The 22,518-nt window shown below is 62.0% G+C and carries 20 protein-coding genes and 1 pseudogene; 11 read left to right on the forward strand and 10 right to left on the reverse strand.

What is annotated here, in order from left to right:
* Positions 1-3: 3 nt before the first annotated feature.
* The 4 genes from B3Z70_RS10275 to B3Z70_RS10290 all read right to left on the reverse strand — a co-directional run bounded on the left by B3Z70_RS10275 (position 4) and on the right by B3Z70_RS10290 (position 2,550).
* Positions 4-1,017 carry an ImmA/IrrE family metallo-endopeptidase gene (locus B3Z70_RS10275; RefSeq protein WP_292045450.1) on the reverse strand — a complete coding sequence of 338 codons (1,014 nt, stop codon included), beginning with the start codon at positions 1,015-1,017 and terminating at the stop codon, positions 4-6.
* A gap of 3 nt (positions 1,018-1,020) precedes the next feature.
* The gene (locus tag B3Z70_RS10280) at positions 1,021-1,371 is read right to left on the reverse strand and encodes a helix-turn-helix domain-containing protein (protein ID WP_066551539.1); all 351 of its coding nucleotides are present in this window, start codon (positions 1,369-1,371) and stop codon (positions 1,021-1,023) included.
* Entirely contained in the window at positions 1,368-1,700 is a 333-nt protein-coding gene (locus B3Z70_RS10285) for a hypothetical protein (protein WP_292045452.1), read from the reverse strand. The genes B3Z70_RS10280 and B3Z70_RS10285 overlap by 4 nt, the downstream gene beginning before the upstream one ends.
* A 364-nt stretch (positions 1,701-2,064) precedes the next feature.
* The gene (locus B3Z70_RS10290; protein WP_292045455.1) at positions 2,065-2,550 is read right to left on the reverse strand and encodes a hypothetical protein; all 486 of its coding nucleotides are present in this window, start codon (positions 2,548-2,550) and stop codon (positions 2,065-2,067) included.
* 37 nt (positions 2,551-2,587) lie between these two features.
* On the opposite strand from B3Z70_RS10290, the gene B3Z70_RS10295 reads away from it, so the two are divergent.
* From B3Z70_RS10295 to B3Z70_RS10315, 5 genes are all read left to right on the forward strand, one after another.
* Positions 2,588-3,859: a TolC family protein gene (locus B3Z70_RS10295; protein ID WP_292045456.1), complete on the forward strand. Its 1,272-nt coding sequence runs from the start codon at positions 2,588-2,590 to the stop codon at positions 3,857-3,859.
* A complete protein-coding gene (locus B3Z70_RS10300) occupies positions 3,856-5,121 on the forward strand; it encodes an efflux RND transporter periplasmic adaptor subunit (protein WP_292045458.1) in 1,266 nt (421 codons plus the stop codon). Before B3Z70_RS10295 ends, B3Z70_RS10300 begins: the two co-directional genes overlap by 4 nt.
* Positions 5,122-5,135: 14 nt before the next feature.
* Entirely contained in the window at positions 5,136-8,312 is a 3,177-nt protein-coding gene (locus B3Z70_RS10305; RefSeq protein ID WP_292045459.1) for an efflux RND transporter permease subunit, read from the forward strand.
* A gap of 163 nt (positions 8,313-8,475) precedes the next feature.
* Positions 8,476-9,123, forward strand: coding sequence for a HupE/UreJ family protein (locus B3Z70_RS10310; RefSeq protein WP_292045644.1), 648 nt, complete (start codon positions 8,476-8,478; stop codon positions 9,121-9,123).
* Positions 9,124-9,136: 13 nt separating this feature from the next.
* Positions 9,137-9,796 carry a transmembrane anchor protein gene (locus B3Z70_RS10315; protein WP_292045460.1) on the forward strand — a complete coding sequence of 220 codons (660 nt, stop codon included), beginning with the start codon at positions 9,137-9,139 and terminating at the stop codon, positions 9,794-9,796.
* A gap of 80 nt (positions 9,797-9,876) precedes the next feature.
* Here B3Z70_RS10315 and B3Z70_RS10320 read toward each other — a convergent pair whose 3' ends face one another.
* The gene (locus tag B3Z70_RS10320) at positions 9,877-11,202 is read right to left on the reverse strand and encodes an MFS transporter (RefSeq protein WP_292045461.1); all 1,326 of its coding nucleotides are present in this window, start codon (positions 11,200-11,202) and stop codon (positions 9,877-9,879) included.
* Between the two features lie 56 nt (positions 11,203-11,258).
* On the opposite strand from B3Z70_RS10320, the gene B3Z70_RS10325 reads away from it, so the two are divergent.
* Both B3Z70_RS10325 and B3Z70_RS10330 read left to right on the forward strand, forming a co-directional pair.
* Positions 11,259-11,618, forward strand: coding sequence for a MerC domain-containing protein (locus B3Z70_RS10325; protein ID WP_292045462.1), 360 nt, complete (start codon positions 11,259-11,261; stop codon positions 11,616-11,618).
* A 69-nt stretch (positions 11,619-11,687) separates the two neighbouring features.
* Positions 11,688-11,963: a metal-sensing transcriptional repressor gene (locus B3Z70_RS10330; protein WP_066551548.1), complete on the forward strand. Its 276-nt coding sequence runs from the start codon at positions 11,688-11,690 to the stop codon at positions 11,961-11,963.
* Between the two features lie 50 nt (positions 11,964-12,013).
* Here B3Z70_RS10330 and B3Z70_RS10335 read toward each other — a convergent pair whose 3' ends face one another.
* Both B3Z70_RS10335 and B3Z70_RS10340 read right to left on the reverse strand, forming a co-directional pair.
* On the reverse strand, positions 12,014-12,592 hold the full coding sequence (locus B3Z70_RS10335) for a recombinase family protein (RefSeq protein WP_292045464.1): 579 nt from the start codon (positions 12,590-12,592) through the stop codon (positions 12,014-12,016).
* Positions 12,593-12,829: 237 nt separating this feature from the next.
* Positions 12,830-12,958, reverse strand: a complete 129-nt coding sequence (locus B3Z70_RS10340; protein ID WP_292045466.1) for a hypothetical protein — start codon at positions 12,956-12,958, stop codon at positions 12,830-12,832.
* A gap of 387 nt (positions 12,959-13,345) precedes the next feature.
* Here B3Z70_RS10340 and B3Z70_RS10345 point away from each other — a divergent pair, with 387 nt between their 5' ends.
* The 4 genes and pseudogenes from B3Z70_RS10345 (at position 13,346) to B3Z70_RS10355 (ending at position 16,442) form a co-directional block, all read left to right on the forward strand.
* Complete coding sequence (locus tag B3Z70_RS10345; protein ID WP_292045468.1) at positions 13,346-15,001, forward strand: Mu transposase C-terminal domain-containing protein; 1,656 nt, start codon at positions 13,346-13,348, stop codon at positions 14,999-15,001.
* 32 nt (positions 15,002-15,033) lie between these two features.
* Positions 15,034-15,357, forward strand: coding sequence for a TniB family NTP-binding protein (locus B3Z70_RS17250; RefSeq protein WP_409514358.1), 324 nt, complete (start codon positions 15,034-15,036; stop codon positions 15,355-15,357).
* Between the two features lie 55 nt (positions 15,358-15,412).
* A pseudogene (locus B3Z70_RS10350) lies at positions 15,413-15,900 on the forward strand (transposase); the annotation flags it as partial.
* 290 nt (positions 15,901-16,190) lie between these two features.
* Complete coding sequence (locus B3Z70_RS10355; RefSeq protein WP_292045470.1) at positions 16,191-16,442, forward strand: helix-turn-helix domain-containing protein; 252 nt, start codon at positions 16,191-16,193, stop codon at positions 16,440-16,442.
* Positions 16,443-16,878: 436 nt separating this feature from the next.
* Here the strand turns inward: B3Z70_RS10355 and B3Z70_RS10360 are convergent, their stop codons facing one another.
* Genes B3Z70_RS10360 through B3Z70_RS10370 form a run of 3 tightly spaced genes read right to left on the reverse strand, consistent with a single transcriptional unit; the run spans position 16,879 to position 21,651 of the window.
* A complete protein-coding gene (locus B3Z70_RS10360) occupies positions 16,879-19,188 on the reverse strand; it encodes a hypothetical protein (protein WP_292045472.1) in 2,310 nt (769 codons plus the stop codon).
* Positions 19,178-20,653 (reverse strand): site-specific integrase, encoded by a 1,476-nt coding sequence (locus B3Z70_RS10365; RefSeq protein WP_292045474.1) that lies wholly within the window; start codon positions 20,651-20,653, stop codon positions 19,178-19,180. Before B3Z70_RS10365 ends, B3Z70_RS10360 begins: the two co-directional genes overlap by 11 nt.
* On the reverse strand, positions 20,653-21,651 hold the full coding sequence (locus B3Z70_RS10370; RefSeq protein WP_292045476.1) for a tyrosine-type recombinase/integrase: 999 nt from the start codon (positions 21,649-21,651) through the stop codon (positions 20,653-20,655). Before B3Z70_RS10370 ends, B3Z70_RS10365 begins: the two co-directional genes overlap by 1 nt.
* Positions 21,652-22,518: the final 867 nt, after the last annotated feature.

A 22,518-nucleotide genomic window follows, 5' to 3' on the forward strand; every position in this document is an offset into this window, starting at 1 on the left:
TCCTCAAGCCGCAGCCAGCCAGCGGCGACGTTCGGCGCGGGAAAGGCCGGACGTCTCGGGGCCGGAGAGGTCGAAGGCCACGGCCAGGGCGGCGATCGGCGGCTCCTCGAGCCAGGGGCGGCTCTGGCGCAGATCCAACGCCCCCTCGACGTCCTCGCCGTCAGGGCCCGCTAGGACCTCGCGTTTCACCGGATCGCCGACACTGTCCCGCGGGCCGACGAACCGGGTGTCACGCAGGACGACCAGGCCGCTGGCCTGAAGGGTGTCGAAATCCCAAAGATAGCCGGCCGACCCCAGTTCCCGGACCCGGATGACGAATAGGTCCCCGCGGCTGCCGTCGATCCGTCCGCCCTGGTCCTTCTCCGTCAGAAGCCAGACGTCGCCGTGATAGGTTGGCGGGGTGAAGTCGCCGAGGAGCTCGACCTTCAAGGTCCGGGGTCTTGTCGCCAGGACGGTTTGGCGCCGTCCGGCGTCGAGCAGGTCGTAGCGCTCCAGGGTGCGCGTCATGGCCTCGAAGCTCACTCCGAGGCGAAGCGCCAGCTGATAGACAACCTGCGGGCGTTCGAGATCGACGGCCCGCCAGCCCTGCCGGGCGCAGTGGGCTGTGATCAACCAGCGGGGCATCAGCAGGGCGGCGGCGAAGGCGTCGGCCTCCGTCTCCTGGAAGCCGGGGCTGAGATCGCGACCTGGCGCGCGTCGCAGGACCTGGGCCTCGTCATCGAGGCTGGGCTGATGCCGGAGGGTCGAATGGCCGAGCTCATGGGCGGCGGTGAAGCGCTGGATGCTAAGTGGGCGTTGGGTGGTGATCATGATCCCCGGAATAGGGACGTTGACGAAGGCGCCCAGCAGCCCGTCGAGGGGGCGGACCATCAGGGGAGTGTCGAGCGCCGCGATCAAATCAAACACATCCACCGCGCCGGGTTCGGCTTCCAGCCGGGCGCGAAGATCGAACTGGCGATGCAACCGGCCAGCGGCCGCCACCCCGTTCCGGACGGCCTCCTGATAGGTCCGCGCCATCCGTCAGTCCGTCTTCCGGGCGCGCGCCAGTAGAAACTCAGTGAAGCGGCCCAGTTCCTCCCGGTCTCTTTGCGATAGGTCGGCCGCCTGGCGCGCCAGATGTGCCACATCGGGTGGCAGATCAGGCGGCCCCTCGATTCCGGTGAGATAGCCCACGGATTGCCGGTAGAGACGCGCTAGGCGGGTGAGTTCGATCGCTTCCACGCGCCGCTGTCCACTCTCGATCCCGGTCAGGGCCGTGCGGGGCAGCTTGAGATGTGCGGCCACCTCTTCCTGCTTCAGACCGAGATATTCCCGCGCCTCGCGAAGCCGTTCCCCCAGACTGCGCCGGGCCTGTTCGTCGTCGTCGATCATGCGCTGGCCGGATGGGTTTTCTTCCAGGCCGCCTCAAGCCGGGGCATCATATGGTCCAAAGCAGCTTGGATGGAATCGTAGCCGCCGGTCTTGACGATATTCTTGGGCTCGAACCCGAGAATGTCCTCTAGCGCCAAGGTCACGTCGACGACCGTCAGGGAATCTAGCCGAATCTTGGTGGTAAGCAGGGTTCTCGAGTCGGCGGGAGGCGTTACGCCCTGCAGGGCAAACTCGCTTTCCGCCAGTGAGGTCAGCTCCGCCAAGAGGCAGGCGCTCACCTCCTTGACGGGAAACGGCTTGGTCTCCGGCTTGTCCTTGATCTGTGTCATGGCTGATCCTCCGACATTCGATCAATGTAATGTTAGAATATCGAACATTCAACCCGCGCGTCAGCAACGGGGAAAGAAGATCGGAGGGTCAGCCTAATTCCTCTCGTTAGGCGGCGCAGTCATCGACTCGGGGATCGCCTCTGCGCTTGAGAGGGCCCGGTAGCCTGTCCAACTTCGTTTCCTCGGCGAAGGCCAGTGCCCACCGCGCGCGCAAAGGCAGACTCGATGAGCGAGAAGGAGCATAGCGCGTTGCGCCTAAGCGGCATTCTGCGCAGCGGTTTACGGTCCGGTCGGACAATCTGCCCCATCGTCGCCCCATTGCCGAAACTCCGCGTTCGACGTATTCGGAGATCCTCGGGGTATTCTATTGTCTCACCTTGCTCGCCAGTTTTGCGTCGGACTTGCCGTGACCCTTATGGTCGCGCTGCAAGCCTTTGGCGCGATCAGCGCCGAGCACAAGATCGAGCACGCGGTTCAATTCCCAGGCGTCGCCTATGTTGAAATCGCGGCCGATGATCACGATCACGATCATCAAGTCGTCGACGCCAGCCCTGGCGACACGCTTGTCGACGCGAATGACGACGACTTCGACGGACAGCCGATCAAACCGCATCACCACCATGGCGGCGCCGATCAGCACCTGGTCATCGGCGACGAACTGCCGCCGATCGACGCCTCTATCGCCTATGTTGTGCGCCTGGGTCCGACCCCGGAATCCGTCCCGCCGGGCGCGTTGATCGACGCCCCGCACCAGCCTCCAAAACAGAACGCCTGATCGCCTGAAAAGCTGATCCTGCGCGGCCGTGCGGCCGTGCGCGTCCTGTTGGAGAAATTCCTTGATATCTTCCATGTCCGGCTCCGCCGGATGGCGGGGGCGAGGCGCGGTCATGTCCGCCCTTGCTCTCGTCCTAGCGGCGACCGTGTCGCTGCCTTCATCGGCGCTCGCCCAGGCGACGCCATCCGCTGAAGCCGTCCAAGCCTCGCCTGTCCTGTCGCTCGAAGAGGCGCTGCGGCGTTCGATCGTCGCCGACCCGGCGCGTGCGGGTTACGAAGCGCGACTGCGCGCTGTCGAAGCCGGTGTGCGCCAGGCCGGGGTGCGCCCCAATCCGACCCTCGGACTGATGGTCGAGAACCTGCCGACGTTGGGCGGGGGCGACATCCTCGATCGCACCGAGACCACCCTGACCTATGAGCAGAGGATCGAGCGTGGCGGGGACCGTCCTGCCCGTTCCAGCCTGGCGCGTAGCGAAGGCTTGTTGGTCGCCGCACAGGCGCGGGTCGCCCAACTGGATCGTCTGGAACAGGTGCAGCGCGCCTGGTCAGACGCCATGGCGGCTCAGGCCCAGGTCGAGATCGCCAGAGAGCGGCTCACCATGGCGGAGCGCTTCCAGAACGAGGTGCAACGGCGGGTCAACGCCGCGCGCGATCCTCTGTTCGCCGGAGCACGCGCCGAGGCTGAACTGGCCCAGGCCCAGATCGAGTTCGATCAGGCCGAGGTCGCCGCGCGTATGGCGGCGATCATGATCGGCAAATACTGGGACGGGACGGTCAACTTCCGTCTGGATCCGACCGCCTTCGAAGACACCAGCGCATCGCGTGTGGTCGCCGGCGAAGTCGCGGAAGCCGATCTCGACGTGTTCCGCGCGCGTCAGGCTGCGGCAGTCGCCCAGGTGCGGGTCGAAGAGGCGAGAGCCGTTGCCGATCCCACCGTCAGCGTCGGCGTTCGCCACTTCTGGAACAACGACCTGTCGCTGGTCGTCGGCGGATCCATCCCCTTGCAACGCTACGACCGGAACCAGGGCGCTATCGACCGCGCCAGGGCCGAAGGCATAGCGGCGCAGGCGGATCTCGGCGCGAGACGGATCGAACTGGATCGCGAAATCGCTCGCCTCCAGGTTCTGTTGTTGTCCCAGGCCAATGAGGTCCGGCGCATCAGCGAAGAGACCCTGCCGCAGGCGGAGCGGGCCGTGACCCTGGTCCGTGACGGGTTCGCGCGCGGCGGCTTCACCTACAACGACGTCATGGCCGCCCAGACGGCCCTTCTGCAGAGCCGAGCCCGTCGCGTGACGGTGCTTCAGGCCTTCCACAATGACCGCGCCCGCCTTGATCGCCTGACCGGCGCGCACGCCGACCTGCTCGGCATGGAGACCCCACAATGAGACAGATCAGAACTCCGCTCATCGCCTATGGCGCGGCGGTATCGGCCTTCGCCCTGGCCTTGGCCTCGTGCGGCGGCGGCGCCGAAAAGGCGGCGCCCGAAAGCGAGGCGGAAGCCGCTGCGGCGGCCGACTACGAGCGCGGCCCCCATAACGGCCGGCTGCTCCGTGACGGCGATTTCGCTCTGGAGGTGACCATTTACGAGGAAGGGCCGGAGCCGCTGTTCCGCCTCTATCCCTATGTGAACGACAAGCCGGTCGATCCGCGCCAGGTCCAGGTCACCATGGCCCTCACGCGTTTGGGTCCGAAAGTCGATCGCTTCATCTTCGCACCGGAGAACGACTACCTCGCCAGCCCCGGCGTGGTGTTCGAACCGCACTCTTTCGACGTGGCGGTCAATGCCGTGCGCGCCGGGAAGCGGTCGAACTGGACCTACCAGTCCTACGAGGGGCGCACGATCATCTCGTCCCAGGCCGCGCAGGCGGGCGGGGTGACGACCGAACAGGCCGGCCCCGCCGTGCTGGGCGAAACCTTGCCCCTGTCGGGTCGGGTGGAGATCACGCCCGAAGGTCAGGCGGAGGTGTTTGCGCGCTATCCGGGCCGCATCGTTTCGCTGAACGTTCAGCTCGGCCAGCGGGTGTCGCGCGGACAGGTTCTGGCGCGGGTGGAATCCAGCGAGAGCCTGCAGACCTATTCGGTGACGGCGCCGATCTCGGGCGTGGTCACGACCAAGAACGCCAACCCCGGCCAGATCACCGGCAACGGCCCGCCGATGTTGACGATCGGCGACCCGACACGCCTCCATGCGGAGTTCTTCCTCTATCCGCGTGACGCGGAGCGTGTGCGCGTCGGGCAGCGGGTCGAGCTCAAGAGCCTGGCTGGCGAACACACGGCGACGGGCGTGATCGAAGCGATCCTGCCCTCGGACGACGTTCTCAGCCAGACACTCGTCGCCCATGTGGAACTGCCCTACCAGGGCGGCGTCTGGCGGCCGGGGCTCGGCGTCGAGGGCGTGGTCCAGGTCGGGGCCGGCGAAGTGCCGCTGGCGGTCAAGACGAAGGGGCTCCAGCCCTTCCGCGACTTCACCGTAGTCTACGCCAAGGTCGGCGACACCTACGAGGTGCGGATGCTCGAGCTAGGGCGTCGTACCGATGAGTGGACCGAGGTTCTCGGCGGCATCGAGCCCGGCACGACCTATGTCGTCGACGGCGCCTTCCTCATTCGCGCGGACATCGACAAGTCCGGCGCGAGCCACGATCACTAGGGGGCTCGCGCATCATGCTTGAACGCATCATCGCGCTGTCGATCCGGTTCCGCTGGGTCGTCATGGCGCTTGTCCTGGTCGCGGCGGCGGTCGGCGTCTGGAGTTTCCAGAAGCTGCCTATCGACGCGACGCCGGACATCACCAATGTCCAGATTCAGATCAACACGGAGGCGCCCGGCTATTCGCCGCTCGAAGCCGAACAACGCATAACCTTCCCGGTGGAGACGGCGATCGCCGGCGTGCCGGGCCTGTCCTACACCCGGTCGGTCTCGCGCTACGGCCTGAGCCAGGTCACGGTCGTCTTCGAGGACGGCACGGACGTCTACCGGGCGCGGCAACTGGTCAATGAACGGCTTCAGACCGCCATCGGTCAGTTGCCGCCGGGCCTGTCGCCGGAGCTGGGGCCGATCGCCACCGGCCTGGGCGAGATCTTCATGTACACGATTGAGGCCGAGCCGAGCGCGCGCAAGCCCGACGGTTCGCCCTACACCTCGGAAGATCTGCGCACGCTTCAGGACTGGGTCATCCGTCCGCAGATGCGCAACACGCCCGGCGTCACCGAGGTCAACACCATCGGCGGCTTCGTGCGCGAGTATCACGTCACCCCGCGTCCCGAACGGCTCGCCGCCTATGGCGTGACCATGAGCGAAGTGGTTGAGGCGTTGGAACGCAATAACGCCAATGTCGGGGCCGGCTATGTCGAACGCTACGGCGAGCAGTGGCTGATCCGGGTGCCCGGTCAGGCCGCGACGCAGCAGGATCTCTCCAATGTCGTGATCACGACGCGCGGCGGCGTGCCCATCCGGGTCGCGGAAGTCGCGGAAGTCGGGCTGGGCGAGGAACTGCGCACCGGCGCGGCGACGGAAAACGGCAAGGAGACGGTGCTGGCCACCGTTCTGATGCTGGCCGGCGAGAACAGTCGGGTCGTGGCCCAGGCGGCGGCGGCTCGACTGGAGGAGGCGTCCAAGGCCCTGCCCAAGGGCGTGGTCGCCTCGCCGGTCTATGACCGCACCAATCTGGTCGAACGTGCTGTCGCCACCGTCGAGAAGAACCTCGTCGAGGGCGCGCTTCTGGTCATCGTCGTGCTGTTCCTGCTGCTCGGCAACATTCGAGCGGCCCTGATCACGGCGGCGGTCATTCCGATCACCATGCTGCTGACCATCACCGGCATGGTCCAAGCCGGGGTGTCCGGCAATCTGATGAGCCTCGGCGCGCTGGACTTCGGTCTGATCGTCGACGGCGCCGTCATCATCGTCGAGAACTGTCTGAGGCGTTTCGCCGAGGCGCAGCATCACCACGGTCGACTGCTGACACGCGACGAGCGGTTCAAACTGGCGGCCGAGGCCTCCAGCGAAGTGATCCGTCCGTCCCTGTTCGGCGTGTTGATCATCACCCTGGTCTATGTGCCGATCTTCGCCCTGGACGGGGTCGAGGGCAAAACCTTCCACCCGATGGCCATCACCGTGGTCATCGCCCTGACCGGCGCCCTGATCCTGTCTCTGACCTTCGTCCCGGCTGCGGTTGCGATGTTCGTCACCGGCAAGGTTCAGGAGAAGGACAGCTTCCTGATGCGCTGGGCGCGTGTGGGCTATCAGCCTGCGCTCGACTTCGCGTTGAAGGCGCGTGTGCTGATGATCGGCGCCGCCGTCGCTCTTGTGGCGATTTCGGCCGTGGTCGCTTCGCGGATGGGTTCGGAGTTCGTGCCGAACCTGGACGAGGGCGACATCGCCATGCACGCCCTTCGTATTCCCGGCACCAGCCTGAGCCAGGCCATCGAGATGCAGACCGCGCTTGAAGCCCGGTTGGCCAAGTTCCCGGAAGTGGAGCGGGTCGTCGCCAAGATCGGCACCGCCGAAGTGGCCACCGATCCGGTGCCGCCTTCGGTCGCCGACACCTTCATCCTGTTGAAGGATCGTGACGAATGGCCGAACCCCAGGAAGCCGAAGCTCCAGCTCGTCCGCGAGATGGAAGAGGCGGTGAACGAAATCCCCGGCAGCAAGTACGAGTTCACCCAGCCGATCCAGATGCGGTTCAACGAACTGCTCTCCGGGGTCCGCGCCGATGTGGCCATCAAGGTTCACGGCGACGACCTGGATCAACTGGTGGCGCTCGGTTCTCAGATCGAAGAGATCGTCGGCGCCATTCCCGGCGCGGCCGATCCGCAGTCCGAACAGGTCACCGGCCTGCCGATGCTGCAGATCACGCCGAACCGGGCGGCCATCGCGCGTCTGGGATTGAGCGTCGACGACGTCCAGTCGGTGATCGCGACCTCGATGGGCGGCACGACCGCCGGTCAGATCTTCGAAGGCGACCGTCGCTTCGACATCGTCGTGCGCCTGCCCGAAGATCTGCGATCCAACACCGACGCCATCGGCCGCATCCAGGTGCCGCTGCCGGCGGCGGACGGTCAACCGCGCGGCTTCGTACCGCTCAGCGAGATCGCCACGATCGCGCTCGAAACCGGTCCGAACCAGATCAGCCGCGAGGACGGCAAGCGCCGCATCGTCGTCACAGCCAACGTCCGTAACCGCGACCTGGGCTCCTTCATCGGAGAGGCCCGCGAGCGGATCGAACGGGAGGTGGAGCTGCCGGCTGGATATTGGGTCACCTATGGCGGCACCTTCGAACAGCTGATCTCCGCCGCCAAACGGCTTCAACTGGTCGTGCCGGCGGTGCTGCTGCTGATCTTCGGTCTGTTGTTCGCCCTGTTCCGCTCCTGGAAGGACAGCGCCATCGTCTTCTCCGGCGTGCCTCTGGCCCTGACGGGCGGCGTGGCGGCCCTGGCGATGCGCGGTCTACCCATGTCGATCTCGGCCGGCGTCGGCTTCATCGCGCTTTCGGGCGTGGCCGTGCTGAACGGGGTGGTGATGGTGACCTTTATCCGGTCGCTGATCGCCGAGGGACAGCCTGTGCCTCAAGCCATTCGGGAAGGGGCGCTCACCCGCCTTCGCCCGGTGCTGATGACCGCTCTGGTCGCCAGCCTCGGCTTCGTGCCGATGGCGCTGAACGTGGGCGCCGGCGCGGAAGTGCAGCGTCCGCTTGCCACCGTGGTCATCGGCGGCATCGTCTCCTCGACGGTGCTGACGCTGCTGGTCCTCCCGGCCCTCTACAGCCTCGTTCACGGTCGCACGTCTTCGGGCGATCGGTCAGGGCGCGGGCTTCTGGATCATCTGCCGTTCCGTCGGCGCTAAGCGCCCTGATCGAGACCCTAGCGAGGGCGTCGTTACCGCACGACGCCCTCAAGCCTCTTCAAATTGAAGGATGCCAATGACGTCATCGACATTCACGCCCGCCAGATCGGCGTGGCTCCGATCGCCCTGGACCCTCGCGCTCCTCGTGATCGGATTCCTCTTCATGGAGGGCCTGCTCAGCCAGGTCCTCGCTCATGGCGTCGCCGAAGGCGACAAGGGCTATATCCAGGAAACCTCGGGCGTCCTGTTCTGGCCGTTCGTCTATCTCGGCGCCAAACATATGGTCACTGGCTACGACCACCTGCTGTTCCTGTTCGGGGTGATCTTCTTCCTCTACCGGATGAAGGATATCAGCATCTATGTGACCCTGTTCGCCATCGGTCACTCCTCCACCCTGCTGCTCGGCGTCCTGACCAATATCAGCGTCTCCAGCTATGTGGTGGACGCCATCATCGGCCTGTCGGTCGTCTACAAGGCGCTCGACAATATGGGCGCCTTCCAGAGATGGTTCGGCTTCCAGCCCTCGACCAAGGGAGCGACCCTGATCTTCGGTCTGTTCCATGGCTTCGGCCTGGCGACCAAGCTTCAGGACTTCCAGCTCTCGCCTGACGGCCTGTTCCTCAATCTGGTCGCCTTCAATATCGGCGTCGAGATCGGGCAACTGCTCGCCCTGGGCGGCATCCTCATCCTGATGGGCTTCTGGCGGCGTTCAAACAACTTCTGGGAACACGCCTATCTGACCAACGTCGTGCTGATGACCCTCGGCTTCCTCCTGACGGGCTATCAGCTCGTCGGCCTCTTCGTCATGTGATCGGAGACCTTCCATGTACAATGCAAACCGTCCCGCCCGTTCCGACCTGCCTTCGACCGGGCAGTTGCTCAAATCGACCGGCATCGCCGCCGTCGTCGCCTCCGTGCTTCTGGTCACCATCGTCATGCCGTCCGAATACGGGGTCGATCCGACCCGCGTCGGCTCCATTTTCGGCCTGACCGAGATGGGGCGTATCAAGGTCCAACTTGCAGCCGAGGCCGAAGCGGACGCCGCCGCCGGATCGGGGCTTTCCGCCGCGCCGCCGCTCGATGTGGCGACACCTGCCGCCGGGGCGACCGCTCCCGCAGCCAGCCCTTCGCCGACTGCGCCGGCCGCCCAACCTGCGCCGACCGCCGAGGTGCGAACCGATGAAACCGTGCTCACGCTCGCACCCGATCAGGGCGCGGAGATCAAGCTGGTGATGGTCGAGGGCGCCAAGGCGCGGTTCACCTGGACCAGCAGCGGCGGCAAGATCAACTTCGACACCCACGCCGACCGTCCAGGCCTTTCCTATCACGCCTACGGCAAGGGCTCGGCGCAGCAGCAGTCGGGCGAACTGACCGCCGCCTTCACCGGCGCCCATGGCTGGTTCTGGCGTAACCGCACCGGTGCGCCGGTGACCATCACCCTGCAAACCCAGGGCGCTTATACGGAGATCAAGCGGGTCGTGTGACCTGGCTTGTATGACGTGCCGGTCGAAGGCGCGTCATGGGTTCTGGTGGAGCGTTGTCCTGCTTGCGCTCCACCAGCGCCTCATGATTTCGGCCAACGCCGATGCTGGTCGTCGATGACGACCGGGTGGGCGTGGACGATGCCGCCGTCCTTGAGCCTTACACCCTCGGCAAGGTGAGGATCGTCCGCCGTCAGTCCATCGTGGCTGTGCACCACATTCAACGGGTCATGCGCCGGCCAAACGACCAGGCCCAGCACAAGACCGGCGGCGCACAGCGCCGAGAGGACGAGGAAGGCCGCCGTGGGGTTCGCTTCGGCCGAGACGAGACCCGCAACCGGATAGGCGATCAGCCAGCAGGCGTGCGACAGGGCGAACTGTGCGGCGAACAGGGCAGGTCTGTCCCCCGCGCTCGACGACCGGCGAAGCGCGCGACCGGCCGGCGTGATGGTGAGCGAGTAACCGAAGCCCATCACGATCCACAGTCCGATCAGGATCGGATAGGACCGGGCAATCAAGGCCCCCGCCAGAAGCACACAGGTCATGATCCCGGCCCCCATCAGCATGGCCGTGCGGTCGTTCAGCCGGTTCAGGATGCGCGGCAGAACGACGGCCGCCGTCATGGATCCGACCCCGAACGCCGCGAGCGCCCAGGCCGTTGCCTGCTGCGGCAGATCGAATACGGACTGCACGATGACCACGGTGTTCACGAAGACCATGGCCCCGCCCGCCGCCGTTGCCAGGCTCACCGCGAGCAGGCCACGCAGCCGAGGCGTGAAGGCGAACAGCCGCACGCCGCCGGTCAGTCGCTTGAGGAACGGCAGGGGCTGAGCCGATGACGGTCGTGGCAAAAGCGCCGTCACCACGAAGCCCGCCGAAAGTACGAAGCCGATCGCCGTTCCGACGAAGAGATTGTTGTAGCTGATGACGGCCAGCAGCAGGGCGGCGACCACAGGGCTCGCCACGCTCTCCAGATCGGCGGCGAGACGCGAGAGCGACAAGGCCTTCGTATATTCGGCCTCGTCCGAGAGAAGGTCGGGGATCATGGCCTGGAACGCCGGTGTGAAGGCGGCGGAGGCGACGTAAAGCACGGTCATCAGGGCGTAGACCTGCCAGGCCTGTCCGACGAAGGGCAGGGCGATCGCCACGCCGGCGCGAACGAGATCCAGACAGACCAGCAGCGTCTTGCGCGGCAAGCGCGCGGCAAGCGCGCTCGCGAACGGGGCGACGCCGATATAGGCGATCATCTTGATGGCCAGGGCTGCGCCGAGGACCTCGCCCGCGTTCGCGCCCGCGAGGTCGTGCGCCAACAGTCCCAGGGCCACGGTCGCCATGCCGGTCCCCAGCAGGGCGGCGACCTGAGCGATGAAGAGATGCCGATATGCGGCGTTTCGAAGCGGAGAGAACATCTTTCAATGCCTGACTGACAGGGGTAAATGTTACGACGTAACATTGGAGAATATTGTTGTCGGAAGCCCTCACACCTCGCCGTTCTGGAGACGTCCTGGGCGCCGGCTTGTCCGTGGTGTGCCTGCTCCACTGTTTGACGGCGCCAGTGTTGGCGAGTGTTCTTCCGCTGGTCGGCCTGGCCACGACGGAGTGGCTGCATGGGCTTTTCGCCCTGGTGGCGGCGACGTTCGCTTATCTGTCGATCCTGCGTCGCCCAAGCGTCGGGACCGCTGTCAAAGCCGTCGCCGTTCTGGGGGTGGGATCGCTGGTGTTCGGTGCGACGGAAGTCGCGGGCCATGGCTGGACCGTCTGGAGCACGGTGTTTGGCTCTATTCTCCTGATCTCCGCCCACATCGTTTCGATGCGCCGCATGTGAAGCTGATCGCCGGTCGGTCAGCATGATTTCATCTTGCCGTATCCCCTCCAGGGGGATAGGTCAAATTCCATGGCTCATGTTTCTCACGCATCCCACCCGGACGTCATCAAGCGGCTCAAACGCGCCGAAGGTCATTTGCGGACTGTGATCGGAATGATCGAGGCGGAGCGGTCGTGCCTGGACTTGGCGCAGCAACTGCACGCGATCGAGAAGGCCGTCGCCGCAGCAAAGAAGACGCTCATCCACGACCACATCGACCACTGCCTCGCCCACGCGGCCGAGGGCGATCCCGCCGAGGCGCGTCAGGCCATGGGCGAGTTTCGTGAAATCACGAAATATCTTTGAAGGGCGTTAGGGCGGTGACACGTCTTAGCGTTGCGAAAGAACGCTGGCTCTCAGCTGTTGCGGAACTTTTCGGCTGCAGCACCTCTTGCGATTGCTCGATAAAGCGTGCTGCGAGAGACGCCTAAGGATGAAGCGACCCCTTCCATAGTTTGATCAGGGTGGCCGAGAAGCAGCTTCGCCTGCTTCAACTGCCTTTCGGACAAGATAGGGCGGCGCCCGCCTTGCTTACCCCGAGCGCGAGCGGCCGCTAGTCCGGCCATTGTCCGCTCGCGAATGAGGTCCCGCTCCATCTCTGCCAATGCCGCCATCATATGGAAGAAGAAGCGACCAGCAGGGGTCGTTGTGTCGATACCGTCAGTAAGGCTTCGAAACTCGACACCGCGTTCTCGTAAATTTCGCACGAACTCGACGAGCTGACCAACGGTTCGCCCCAAACGGTCGAGCTTCCACACGACGAAGACGTCGCCCGAGCGCGCATGGGATAGCGCGTCCCGTAATGCTGTTCTTTCCGAGCGCACCCCTGAGGCCGCTTCTGAAAAGACACGCTCGCAGCCGGCCTTTTCGAGGGCGTCGATCTGGAGGTCGAGTTTTTGATCCGGGGTGGACACCCGCGCGTAACCTAACAGCATGTGTCAGAACTCATTGGCGCTCATGGAAGTGACCCATTGAATCAGCGACAGGGTTTTGACACAAGCCGCGCATTGTAATGGCTGAGTGTAGCTAGACGGCCAGCCGCCATGTCAGAAACGGTCGTTTTTGACATCTCCTGCAGACAGACTGGCCAAGCTTGATTCCTAGCTTGGGTCTCAGATCACAGGGGAGGGGCATTGATTCCAAGCGCTGCTGTCACCCGACCGCGACGGAGCCTACTTCGTCTCGCGCTCTTCATCTTCGAGGCGTTTGATGCGCTCGGCGAAAACCTTCTCGAAGATCATGCGAAGGCCTTTGAGCGCCAGACCACCGAGTAGGAAGGCAGTTATGCTCGTGGCGGCCATAGCCAGAAACCTAAGGGATAAATCATCCATACTGCGGATCCTCTCATCGCCCGGTTTACACCATAATGCGCGAGGCAACCGCCCAAGACCACCTTGGTGTTCGCGCCCAACACCGATGACATGTGGCGCCACCGCTTATAGCCGGCCCCAGCGCGGTCAGTTCTCGGGGCGGGGGCTCGATGGACTAATCCAGATTGCTGCGTGGAACCTAGGTCGGAGCGCACTCTGACTCCAGGAATATCCAACAGCATTTCAACCTCGCCTGCATCCCGGGGGTAGCACCCGGGCATTGGACTTGACGCCTACGCCCCTCGGAAATGCCTTGCAGAGCACGATTTTAGCAGCAACCTTTCGAAACCTTGGGTTTCAGGTTCCTAGAGACGCCGAATGTCGGTCGACTTGCTAGACGCCGAAGAGCCGGACGAACCGGACGCCGCGTGGCGAGCCGCCGCCGCAGCGCGGTCCGCGCTCCTGCCGTTGGCGCAAATGGTCAGGAAGCGCCGAGGGGCGGTCGATGCAGCCGCGGCCCAGCTGAATATATCTACGGCTAAAGCTTACCGGATGATCGCTCGTCTGAAAGAGGACGAACGGGCATCTGCGCTTCTACCCCAAAAGGGCGGACGAGCGCCTGGATCCTCAATGTACGAGGCCGCGGTCGAGGCAATCATTCTGGAGGTTCTCCAGAAGGATTATATGTCCGGACAGCAGCCACGCGTGGCCTACGTCTTGGAGACGGTTCGCGCGCGGTGCCGAAAGGCCGGTTTGAAACAGCCTGGCCGCAAGGGTCTGATGGCGCGCGTACAAGCGCTGGATTTGCACGACCGCCTAAAGGCGCGTCGAGGAAAGAATGCCGCCGAAATCGCAACGCCCAGGCCAGGCGAATTCGTCGCCGAACGGCCAAACCAAGTCTGGCTCATCGACCACACCGAAGGCGACATCATACTCGTCGATCGCCGATTCCGCCTGCCTATCGGCCGCCCCACCGTTACCCTGATCATCGATGCATACACTCGCATGTGCGTGGGTTGTTACGTCAGTCTGGGCAAACCATCTCGCATCCAATCCGGCATGGCGCTGCTCCGAGCATTCCTTCCTAAGGAGGGGCTCCTAGAGCAAGCCGGGCAAGATTGGGACTGGCCGTGCCAGGGCTTTCCCGAAATCGTTCACTCCGACAACGGTGCAGATTTTCGATCGGACGCCTTCAGGCGCGGCCTCATCACATACGGCATCACCCCCAAGTTCCGGCCCGTCAGGGAGCCCCGATACGGTGCACTGATCGAGCGCTACATTGGGACAACGATGGGTGAACTGCACCTCGTACCCGGCACAACCTTTTCCAATGTGTCCGACCGCGGCGAGTACGACAGCGAAGCGAAAGCCGTTATGTCGCTGGACGGCTTCGAGAGGTGGCTGTTCCTTCAGATAGGCCGCTATCACATCTCGCCGCATCGAGGAATTGGCGGCTTCACCCCCATATCCCGCTGGAAAGAGAGTGTGAACGCAGGGTTCCGGCAAAAAGACGCGCCACCGGGTGCAGCCGTGGATATCATGCTCGCCTTCTTGCCAAGCGATCGTCGCAAGCTGCGCAATACCGGGATCCACTTCAAAAGCCTGCGCTATTGGTCGGCTTGGTTGGGCGCAGCGGTACGGCGCGGCGGAGTGACAGTCGATCTCAGATACGATCCCAGAGACATGTCTTTCGTTTGGGTCGAGTGGGAAGGGCGATGGGAAAGGGTGCATCTGTACAAGCGCCAAGCGCCTTTCACATTGCGCGAGCATGAACTCGCTCTAAGGGCCCTCCGCGAGGCGGCGGCGGCGACCGTGGACGAGGACATGATCCACGCCAAGCGCGAGGAAAGCGAGGCGCTAGTCGCATCCGAGGCCGCAATCACCAAGCGGGCTCGCCGGCGCCTGGAGCATGGGGAGCGCTCATTGGAAGTTGCCCAGACCATCTACGGCGAACCCGAGCCAGCCAAACCGATCATCACCGATCTGGTCGTTTCTAAGCCGGCCAGATCGAAACGGATCGTGGAGGAATGGTGAGCTCCCTACCTGCCGGCTCCCCGACGAACGAGATGCACCGTCTCGACGACATTCTCCGAGATAGATGGCTTTCGAATCCGGTCAGCGATGCAGCATTGGAGAGGGCCCTGATGGCTCTCCTCAGCGCGGGGCGCATCCGTCCCCGCGCCCTTTTGTTCACCGGTCCGCCGAACTCCGGAAAGTCGGCTCTTCGTCAGAAATTAATGATGGAGATAGGCAGGCTAGGAACGCTTCCTGGACGCGGCCGACCGCCGGTAACACTGGAGATTGAGGCGCCGACAGAGGCAGACGAAGGTAGGTTTTACGAAGCGATCCTGGAGGCCGGTCACCGCTACATTCCAAGCGGCGTGACGTGACCCCCTGAAACTCCTCCAGGAATAGCTAGAGTCCGCCCAACGAAGGACGGACAGAATGAAGCGATCGAGGTTCACGGAAGAGCAGATCATCAGGATCCTGCGGGAGCAGGAGGCCGGTGTAGCGACGGCGGAGGTGTGCCGACGCCACGGGGTCAGCTCGGCGACCTTTTACAAATGGAAGGCCAAGTTTGGCGGGCTCGACGTGTCGGAGGCTCGGCGGCTCAAGGCGCTCGAGGATGAGAACGCCCGGCTGAAGCGGATGCTGGCGGACGCGATGCTGGACAACGTGGCCCTGAAGGACCTGCTGGGAAAAAAGTGGTGACGCCCGCCGGCTATCGCGAGGCGGCTGGCCATCTGCAGGCCGCCTACGAGATGAGCGAAAGGCGGGCGTGCCGTGTTCTGGGCGTCGATCGGACGAGCGTGCGCTATCAGGCGACGCGCCCGGACGACGGCGCTCTGCGCGACCGGCTGAAGGCCCTGGCCCAGGAACGTCGACGGTTCGGCTATCGTCGCCTGCACGTGCTGCTGCGGCGCGAGGGCCACCGGACACATCGGCCGGCCTGCTGCGCTGGTTGATGGCTGCGCAGACCGGCCTCTTGCCAACCCAGCCGATCACAGCTCAGATCAACCTAGGACTCTCGTTATGGCTGGATGAGAAACGGGGGTCACGTCACTTTCCGCTGCTGCACGTACAAGGTCGTCATAAGTACTGCTGGCTAAGGGAACGCCTATCGTCGTGAGGTTGCCAACCGAGGAGTTATGAGGAGCTGACGCCATGAAGTGCTACTTAACGGCTGTCGACGTAAAGTCATCACCCATCGACTCTCGATCGGATGTCAGCCGGGAGAGGAAATGCGCTACGCGCCATAGTGGCAGCGAACGTGAGGCGTATTCGACACGAACGTCGGCTTAGCCAAGAGGACCTTGGCGCTGCCTCCGAACTGCATCGCACCTATGTTGGCTCTGTGGAGCGATCAGAACGCAACCTGTCCATCGACAGTATCGCGTCGTTGGCAGCGGGGCTGGGTGTCGAGGCCTGGTTGCTCTTGCGTCCGGTAGCAGATTCAGACACAGAACTCAGCTGAGTAACCGTCGCGGACGGAATCGCGTCCAGTGCGTTTAACTCCTTGAAGGCGGCCGAGTACGTTGGAAAATGCTCCTGCCAAGCAGCGGCGCCTCCGACCCGCCCAATGGCAAGCAGCGATGCTCTCATCCCGGCGACAAGTAGTTTGTTTTGATGTTCGAGTATGCGTACCCGCGCTTCCGCAGCCTGCAACCTTGTCGCGACACTCACAGGTCCAGATTTAGTGAGTTTTGATGCGTGCGCTCTCACAGCTGATTGCTTAGTTCGAGCTTCGGTTACCAGCCGTGCCATGGCAGGTCGCCGGGACAGCGAAGACGCGAAAGGGAAGAGGTGAGGGGCCTTGCGCGATACGGCATTCAGCGAAATTGACTCGTCGCCTTCGATCATCGCATCAAGAATGCTGCGCAGGTCAAATTCAGTCGGCGATCTTTTAGACTTCATCGAGGTGCCAAGTAGCGGCTTCCGCCTGTTGGGAAAACAGCTTCGTTCGGGGGCGTAGCTAAAGCCGCCTCCACGCCAGAGAGGCGCGTCATCGCATGCTCCAGGTGAGCTTCGAAATTTGGGGCCTTGCTGGGACTGGCTCGAAGTTGGCTGATATGAAGCTCGAACTGTCCCTTCAGTTTCTGAAGGTGCATCTCCTCTGAGGGTGAAGATGTGCGAACAAGTTGCGAGCATGTGTTAAAACACTCAAGATGTTTCAAGCAAGGACTGGCCGCGAAGCTGTTAAGGCAAAAACCGTAGGGGGTGAAATGTAACGCCCCAGCTTCAGCATTAAGATAGCGAAATGCAACCTCGTCACCTTGCTCGTCTTGAATTGTCAGAAACTTTTTGACTATTGGACCTTGGATGCCCTTCGCCCTTATGAGATCGAAAGCTTGGCGAGCCTTCGGACCCAAAAGATCGTCCGCGAGGGCCATCTGACGAGGCTCCATTTCCTCGAGGCGTTCCGATGTCGACCGATGATCGTAATGGTAGCTTTGGGCCACCGACGTGCGATTGAATCGCTTGGTTATGATAGTGTCAGCCACTCCCATCCGGAACAATTCGTTGGTCTGTAAGTGGCGCAGCGAGTGGGCATTAGCTGACAACTGCTTGGCGTTCTCATCCATTCCATACTTTCGGAACATCAGTCCGGCATTCCTTCCGCCGAGCTGAAGTTCAAGATCGGCGCGATCTGCTCTTTTGACCGAAAAGTAAGTATCAACATCTACTATCGATCCATATTTTTCTTCAGCAATAACCTTCCCTGGCATTAGAAACAAAAAGTCATAGCCGTGCAGCGTGCGACCGCCTGTGCTTACAGTTCTGGTATCAGGGAGTTTGATTTGAAGATGCTGCTTGGCGAGTTGCTCCATATCTCCAGCTCGCAGGTATACGCCAAAGCCATCGTTCCGCTCCCAATTGGTAAAGCGAAAAACCTCGCCATTAGCCCTCCTAAGAATGGGCCGCTGACACGCGTCTTCCAAACGTCGAAAATACTCCCGTACTTGCCTGTGAGGGCCGACGCTCGCAACCTTGTAGTCTTGATGCGCGCGCATTTCCGCAAGGAGCGTCGGATCGTATGTACTCCGATACGCCGCCTGGAGCTCGGCAGGGATCGGCTCCTGAGAAATCTGCATCATCCCCGACATGCGACGATAGGCCTGTGCCCACGGCACTAGGTCGTCATCTTGAAGGCCGACAAAAAGCCGCTTCTCCGCATGTTGGCGCTTAAGCATCTGCCGCTGCGGGGCCGTCACCTTGAGAACTGCGGTCACGGCCTCTCGAACAATAGGCGCAAGAAGATTTGGAACATGATGAGTCGCCTCAACGAACTCCTGCCCCGGTCCGTCTTGATGCTGTTTCTCCGCAAAGTGCGCGAGGCTCGTGATGGGCTCTGGTGGTCCGAGCCGGCGGCCGGGCATCATACCGTCGTCCCTGACGATGAGCGTTTCCGCGGGCAGGTGCACCATTTCACCTAGTCGGAACCCAGTGGCCGCCAAGATTCGCACCTGATGGAAACGGATGAAGTCGGACGTCGTACGAGGGCTCTCGTTAAAGATGATGCGCGCCAACTCAACCATCGCTTCCGGGCGAGGAAGCTTCTCTTCGTAATGCCGCCTGCTAAGGTCGGATCGAAGACTGTCTGGGCGCTTAGCGTCCAATTGGCGTCGTAGTGTTGTCGTCAGCTTGTCTGCTTGGGAGCGAGACTGTGCATTGTCTGGGAATGGCACGCAGTAAGGTGCCAGGGGCCGGATGTCGGCAAGTTGGAAGGTGTCGAACCAAGTGGCGATGAGCCCCTTCAGCAGACGCGCCCATTGACCTGAATCACTGGCTCCTAGGGCAACGTTAAAGCTCAACTGAACGCGGTCAGGAGTAACTTGTGACGGGCCGGACACCCCTGCGCATCCTGCGAGCAAGCGGTAGGGATTTCCGAGATTGGACAAGCCGTTGCGAGGTTTGTTCCGCTTCACGAATAGATCGTGCAGGAGGATGGCTTTATACAACTCGATCCAGTCAGAGCCCATAACGAGAGGCATGGACCTGCCATCAAGGCGTTCGAGCATGTCCGAGCCGGACGCAAGCGTTGCAAAGGAGGTCATGAGCGCTGCTTGTCCAGCACCGTGCCCGGCCGCTGCCGACAGATCCCACCTCGCCGGTCGCGGTATTTTCCCGGTCGAGGGGTCGTAAGGTACGTCCCAACTAAGGCCGCGATCGTCGGCGATCTGTCGAGCCCGCTCGATAAAGCTACCGATCTCAGATGTCATTCGTCTTGCCCGTTGCAGCTTCGGCAACCTCCGCGATGGCTTCTAGCGTGGTTCGAAGTTGCATCATGGCCGGGCTCACGCGAACTAGCTGCTCGGGCTGATCAAAGTCCGACACGACCTGCCTCAAATTGTCGAGCAACGCGGTGTGGACGCCTGGGTCGCTGACAGGGAGGAATTTGTGACAAGTGTAGCAAGCGAGGACGGGATTCCGCTGGCATGACGACTGCCCTGATTGACACGCCCCAATGCCGGTAACCGGAATACCGTGGGGCATCCCGGCGATCTGCCGATCCCCCGGCTCCTGCAAGAGCTGAGCGGCCGTGATCATGTCGCCTCGAGCTGCGGCAGCGACGCCCTGGTAGGTAGGGGAGTAGCCTAGCGCCATGTTGATTTGCGCAACTTGCCGAGTGGATGCGGAGAAATACACCTGAGCCGCCGTTGTATCTGTGTGTCCCAGGAAATCGCTTAGGCTCTCGTTGGAGATACCGGCATCGGCTAAGCGTTGAGCGCTAGTGTGCCGAAGCGCCCCATTGGGGTATGCAGTCCCAGTAATATCCTCCAGTGCGTCGCGGACCAATCCGCTCAACTCATCAGGACGAAGCGCAAAGTACTTTTGATGCGCTGGCCTGACCTCCAACCAGCGCCGGAATATCGGCACCCATCCAAGTTGTATCTTCCGCGTTACAATCCGCCGGACTTTGCTGTGGCGCTGCTTCAACAGTTCCACTTGCATGTGCAACACATCGGCGTCGTGAAAGGTGAAGTCCGCCGGCTCGAGTGATGCCAGTTGTTGTCGCCGCAATCCAAATTGGAAAGCGAGAGCCAGCACGGCAGCAATTTGCAGCTCTTTGCGGCCTGCCTCCATGGACCTCCCGGCCGTGACATCGAGAAACTCGACCACACGGCTCTGAGCCGATGCGGATAAAAAACTCGTTCCGTTTCGGACGCCGGCGTACTTGTCCAACGCATGCCCCGGAAGAGCTCTGACAATCTGCGTGTCGCTCTCACGCCAAAGGCCAATCTCCCAGCGACAAGCGAACTGTGCGGCCGACCTGACAGCGATGGCCTGGTGGCGGGAAAGGGTGTCGCGAAACTCGTCGATCCAGCGCTTCTGGAACTCTATCGCTGAACTCTGTCCAATCGCAGTGATGATTGTAATCAATAAGTTCTTATGGTGGAGCGCCTGATAAACGTGCGCGAAGTTCACCACGGTCGTCACCGATCCGAGCAGCTTCTCGCCGAGGTGAGCCCGCAAAAAATGATCAACCCACGGATCGCCAAAACTCAACGATAAGCTGGCTACCCCTCCGTTATTATGGAGGCGCCACTCGCCCGCTCCAGGCTGATGCAACGTAGCATCGCATCGTCTGAACTGATCTCTGTATCGGATCAGCGATGGCAGAGTGGGAAGTGAGGGCAGGGGGGCTGTCGGTTCCTCATGATGGAACAGATCGTACTGATCCATTAGCAACCTATCCCTTCGCGAAGGGCAGCCAGCGCATCGTCGAACGTTTCGTCCCACAACTTCGCGTAACGCGGCTCGAAAAACTTCCGCGCGTAGTGGAACGGCATTTCTGATCCAGGTGCCCAACCCATGAAAGGCCGGATTCTACGGCTCATCTCCTCGTGATCCATCCCGCTCGAAGAAAACCTCTGATATCTAACGACGCTAGCGGTATGGCGCAGACTGTGCGGCGAAAGCTGATTGCCTGCGCGCGCAGCCAAGCTTTCGCGGGCCGAGGGACTGAGGTTGCGCTTGATCACCTGGAATATCTCTTCAACGGATTGTTCAGAGAGCGGCAACCGCCGAGAGGATGAAAAAAGGAAGCCGTGGTCCGCATCCTCCCTGTACTGCGAAGTGTAAATATCAATCGCAGAGAGCAAAGTGCGAGATAAAGGCAAATCTCGCACTGCCCACCCGTTCTTCAACCGTGGCGGGCTTGCTCGAGTATCCTCAAGATCGGGTTGAGTTATTTTAAGCCAGTGAACTTGACACCCCAAACGAAAGTCAAACTCAGAATGAATGCTATCCGGCGTCAAGAGAAGCATTTCGCCCCGCCGGAGACCTAGCTGAAAAAGCAGCAGGACCATCGTGTAATTTCGCCACCGAGCCGTCGCCGTTCTGAAAGGATTCCGACAGCTCGTGGGATCAACAAGCACGAACATGTCTTCGAGAACGTCCGCCGGCAACGACCTTGATGTCTGGCTGGTGGGCCTCGCAGCTGGCGCATTTCGCAGTTGAGAATATGACCTTTGGAGCGCTTTAAGCTGCCGCGACAACTCATGCGCCTGTCCGGCGTTAACCATGTCCAATATGCCGAAAACAAACCGCTTCTGAAGCGCCCAGCGCTTATCAGCCGCGTGGCGCGACTGGTGGCCTAATAGCGCCGAGGAGAGGACTGCTCTTATATCCCGTAGGTTCGTCTCGATGAGCGCCTTATCGAGATCCACCGGTGGCTGCATAGCTTCTGCATCCCGATAGAGACTGGAGACCGCCCGCGCATACTTCTCACGCGTTGCATTCGCCGCATGCGCATTTAGGAAGTCGAGCCAGATGGTGGCTGCGTACCTAGGGAAACCTAGTGCGTCGACACACGCAGGTCCGCATAGCGACGGCGGTATCAAACTCATTCTGGAGACAGCGGGAGAATGCATAGCTTGCGGAAGCTACAGCAGTTTTAGTTCAGTTCGATCAACCCCAATATGTGTCGATGCGGTCCGCTCAAACCCACGTCGCTGCGCCGTTTGGATAGCTGCGCGCCGTGGGTTTGCGCTACAGCTGCAACAGAAATGAAACTGGTCGGCCTTCGCATAATATATGTTAGGCGATTCTTGTTGCATCGCATTGTTGTCGGTTTTCCTTCGCGGTGCGAATTTGGTGCGAATGCGATTCTCAACGGGGAAATTGCGACGATTGTCGTCTGATGTTCCCCCTGAACTGAGAATCCTGAGCTGTCCTATCGGATTGTTTCAATCCTCCGAGATTGAAACAATCCGCCCTTTAAGGGTCATGGTGACACTACGACCGTCAGGGAAATCCGCGACAAGACGCAGCTTTCCCCCGACCCTAGAGAGCCTTTTTTGGAGGTTTGAGAGCATCTTCTCGCGGAGCAGATCGCTTCCCGAACCAACAGACTTCGACGCTCGAACGGCAAAGCGGATTTGGCTGCGGATGTTCGCGGGCCGGGCTGCTAAATCTGAGCTCACACTGCCGTCTCCTGGTTTTCCAGTTTCATCACCGTTATCAAGGCTGGTGAGGATGGAATATGCCCCCCCCTGCCCGCCTAATCTAAACCCAACGCGGTCATACGTGGTTATTAAAGGCGAAGC

The organism is Brevundimonas sp. UBA6550, from assembly GCF_002434505.1.
Classification (GTDB): domain Bacteria; phylum Pseudomonadota; class Alphaproteobacteria; order Caulobacterales; family Caulobacteraceae; genus Brevundimonas.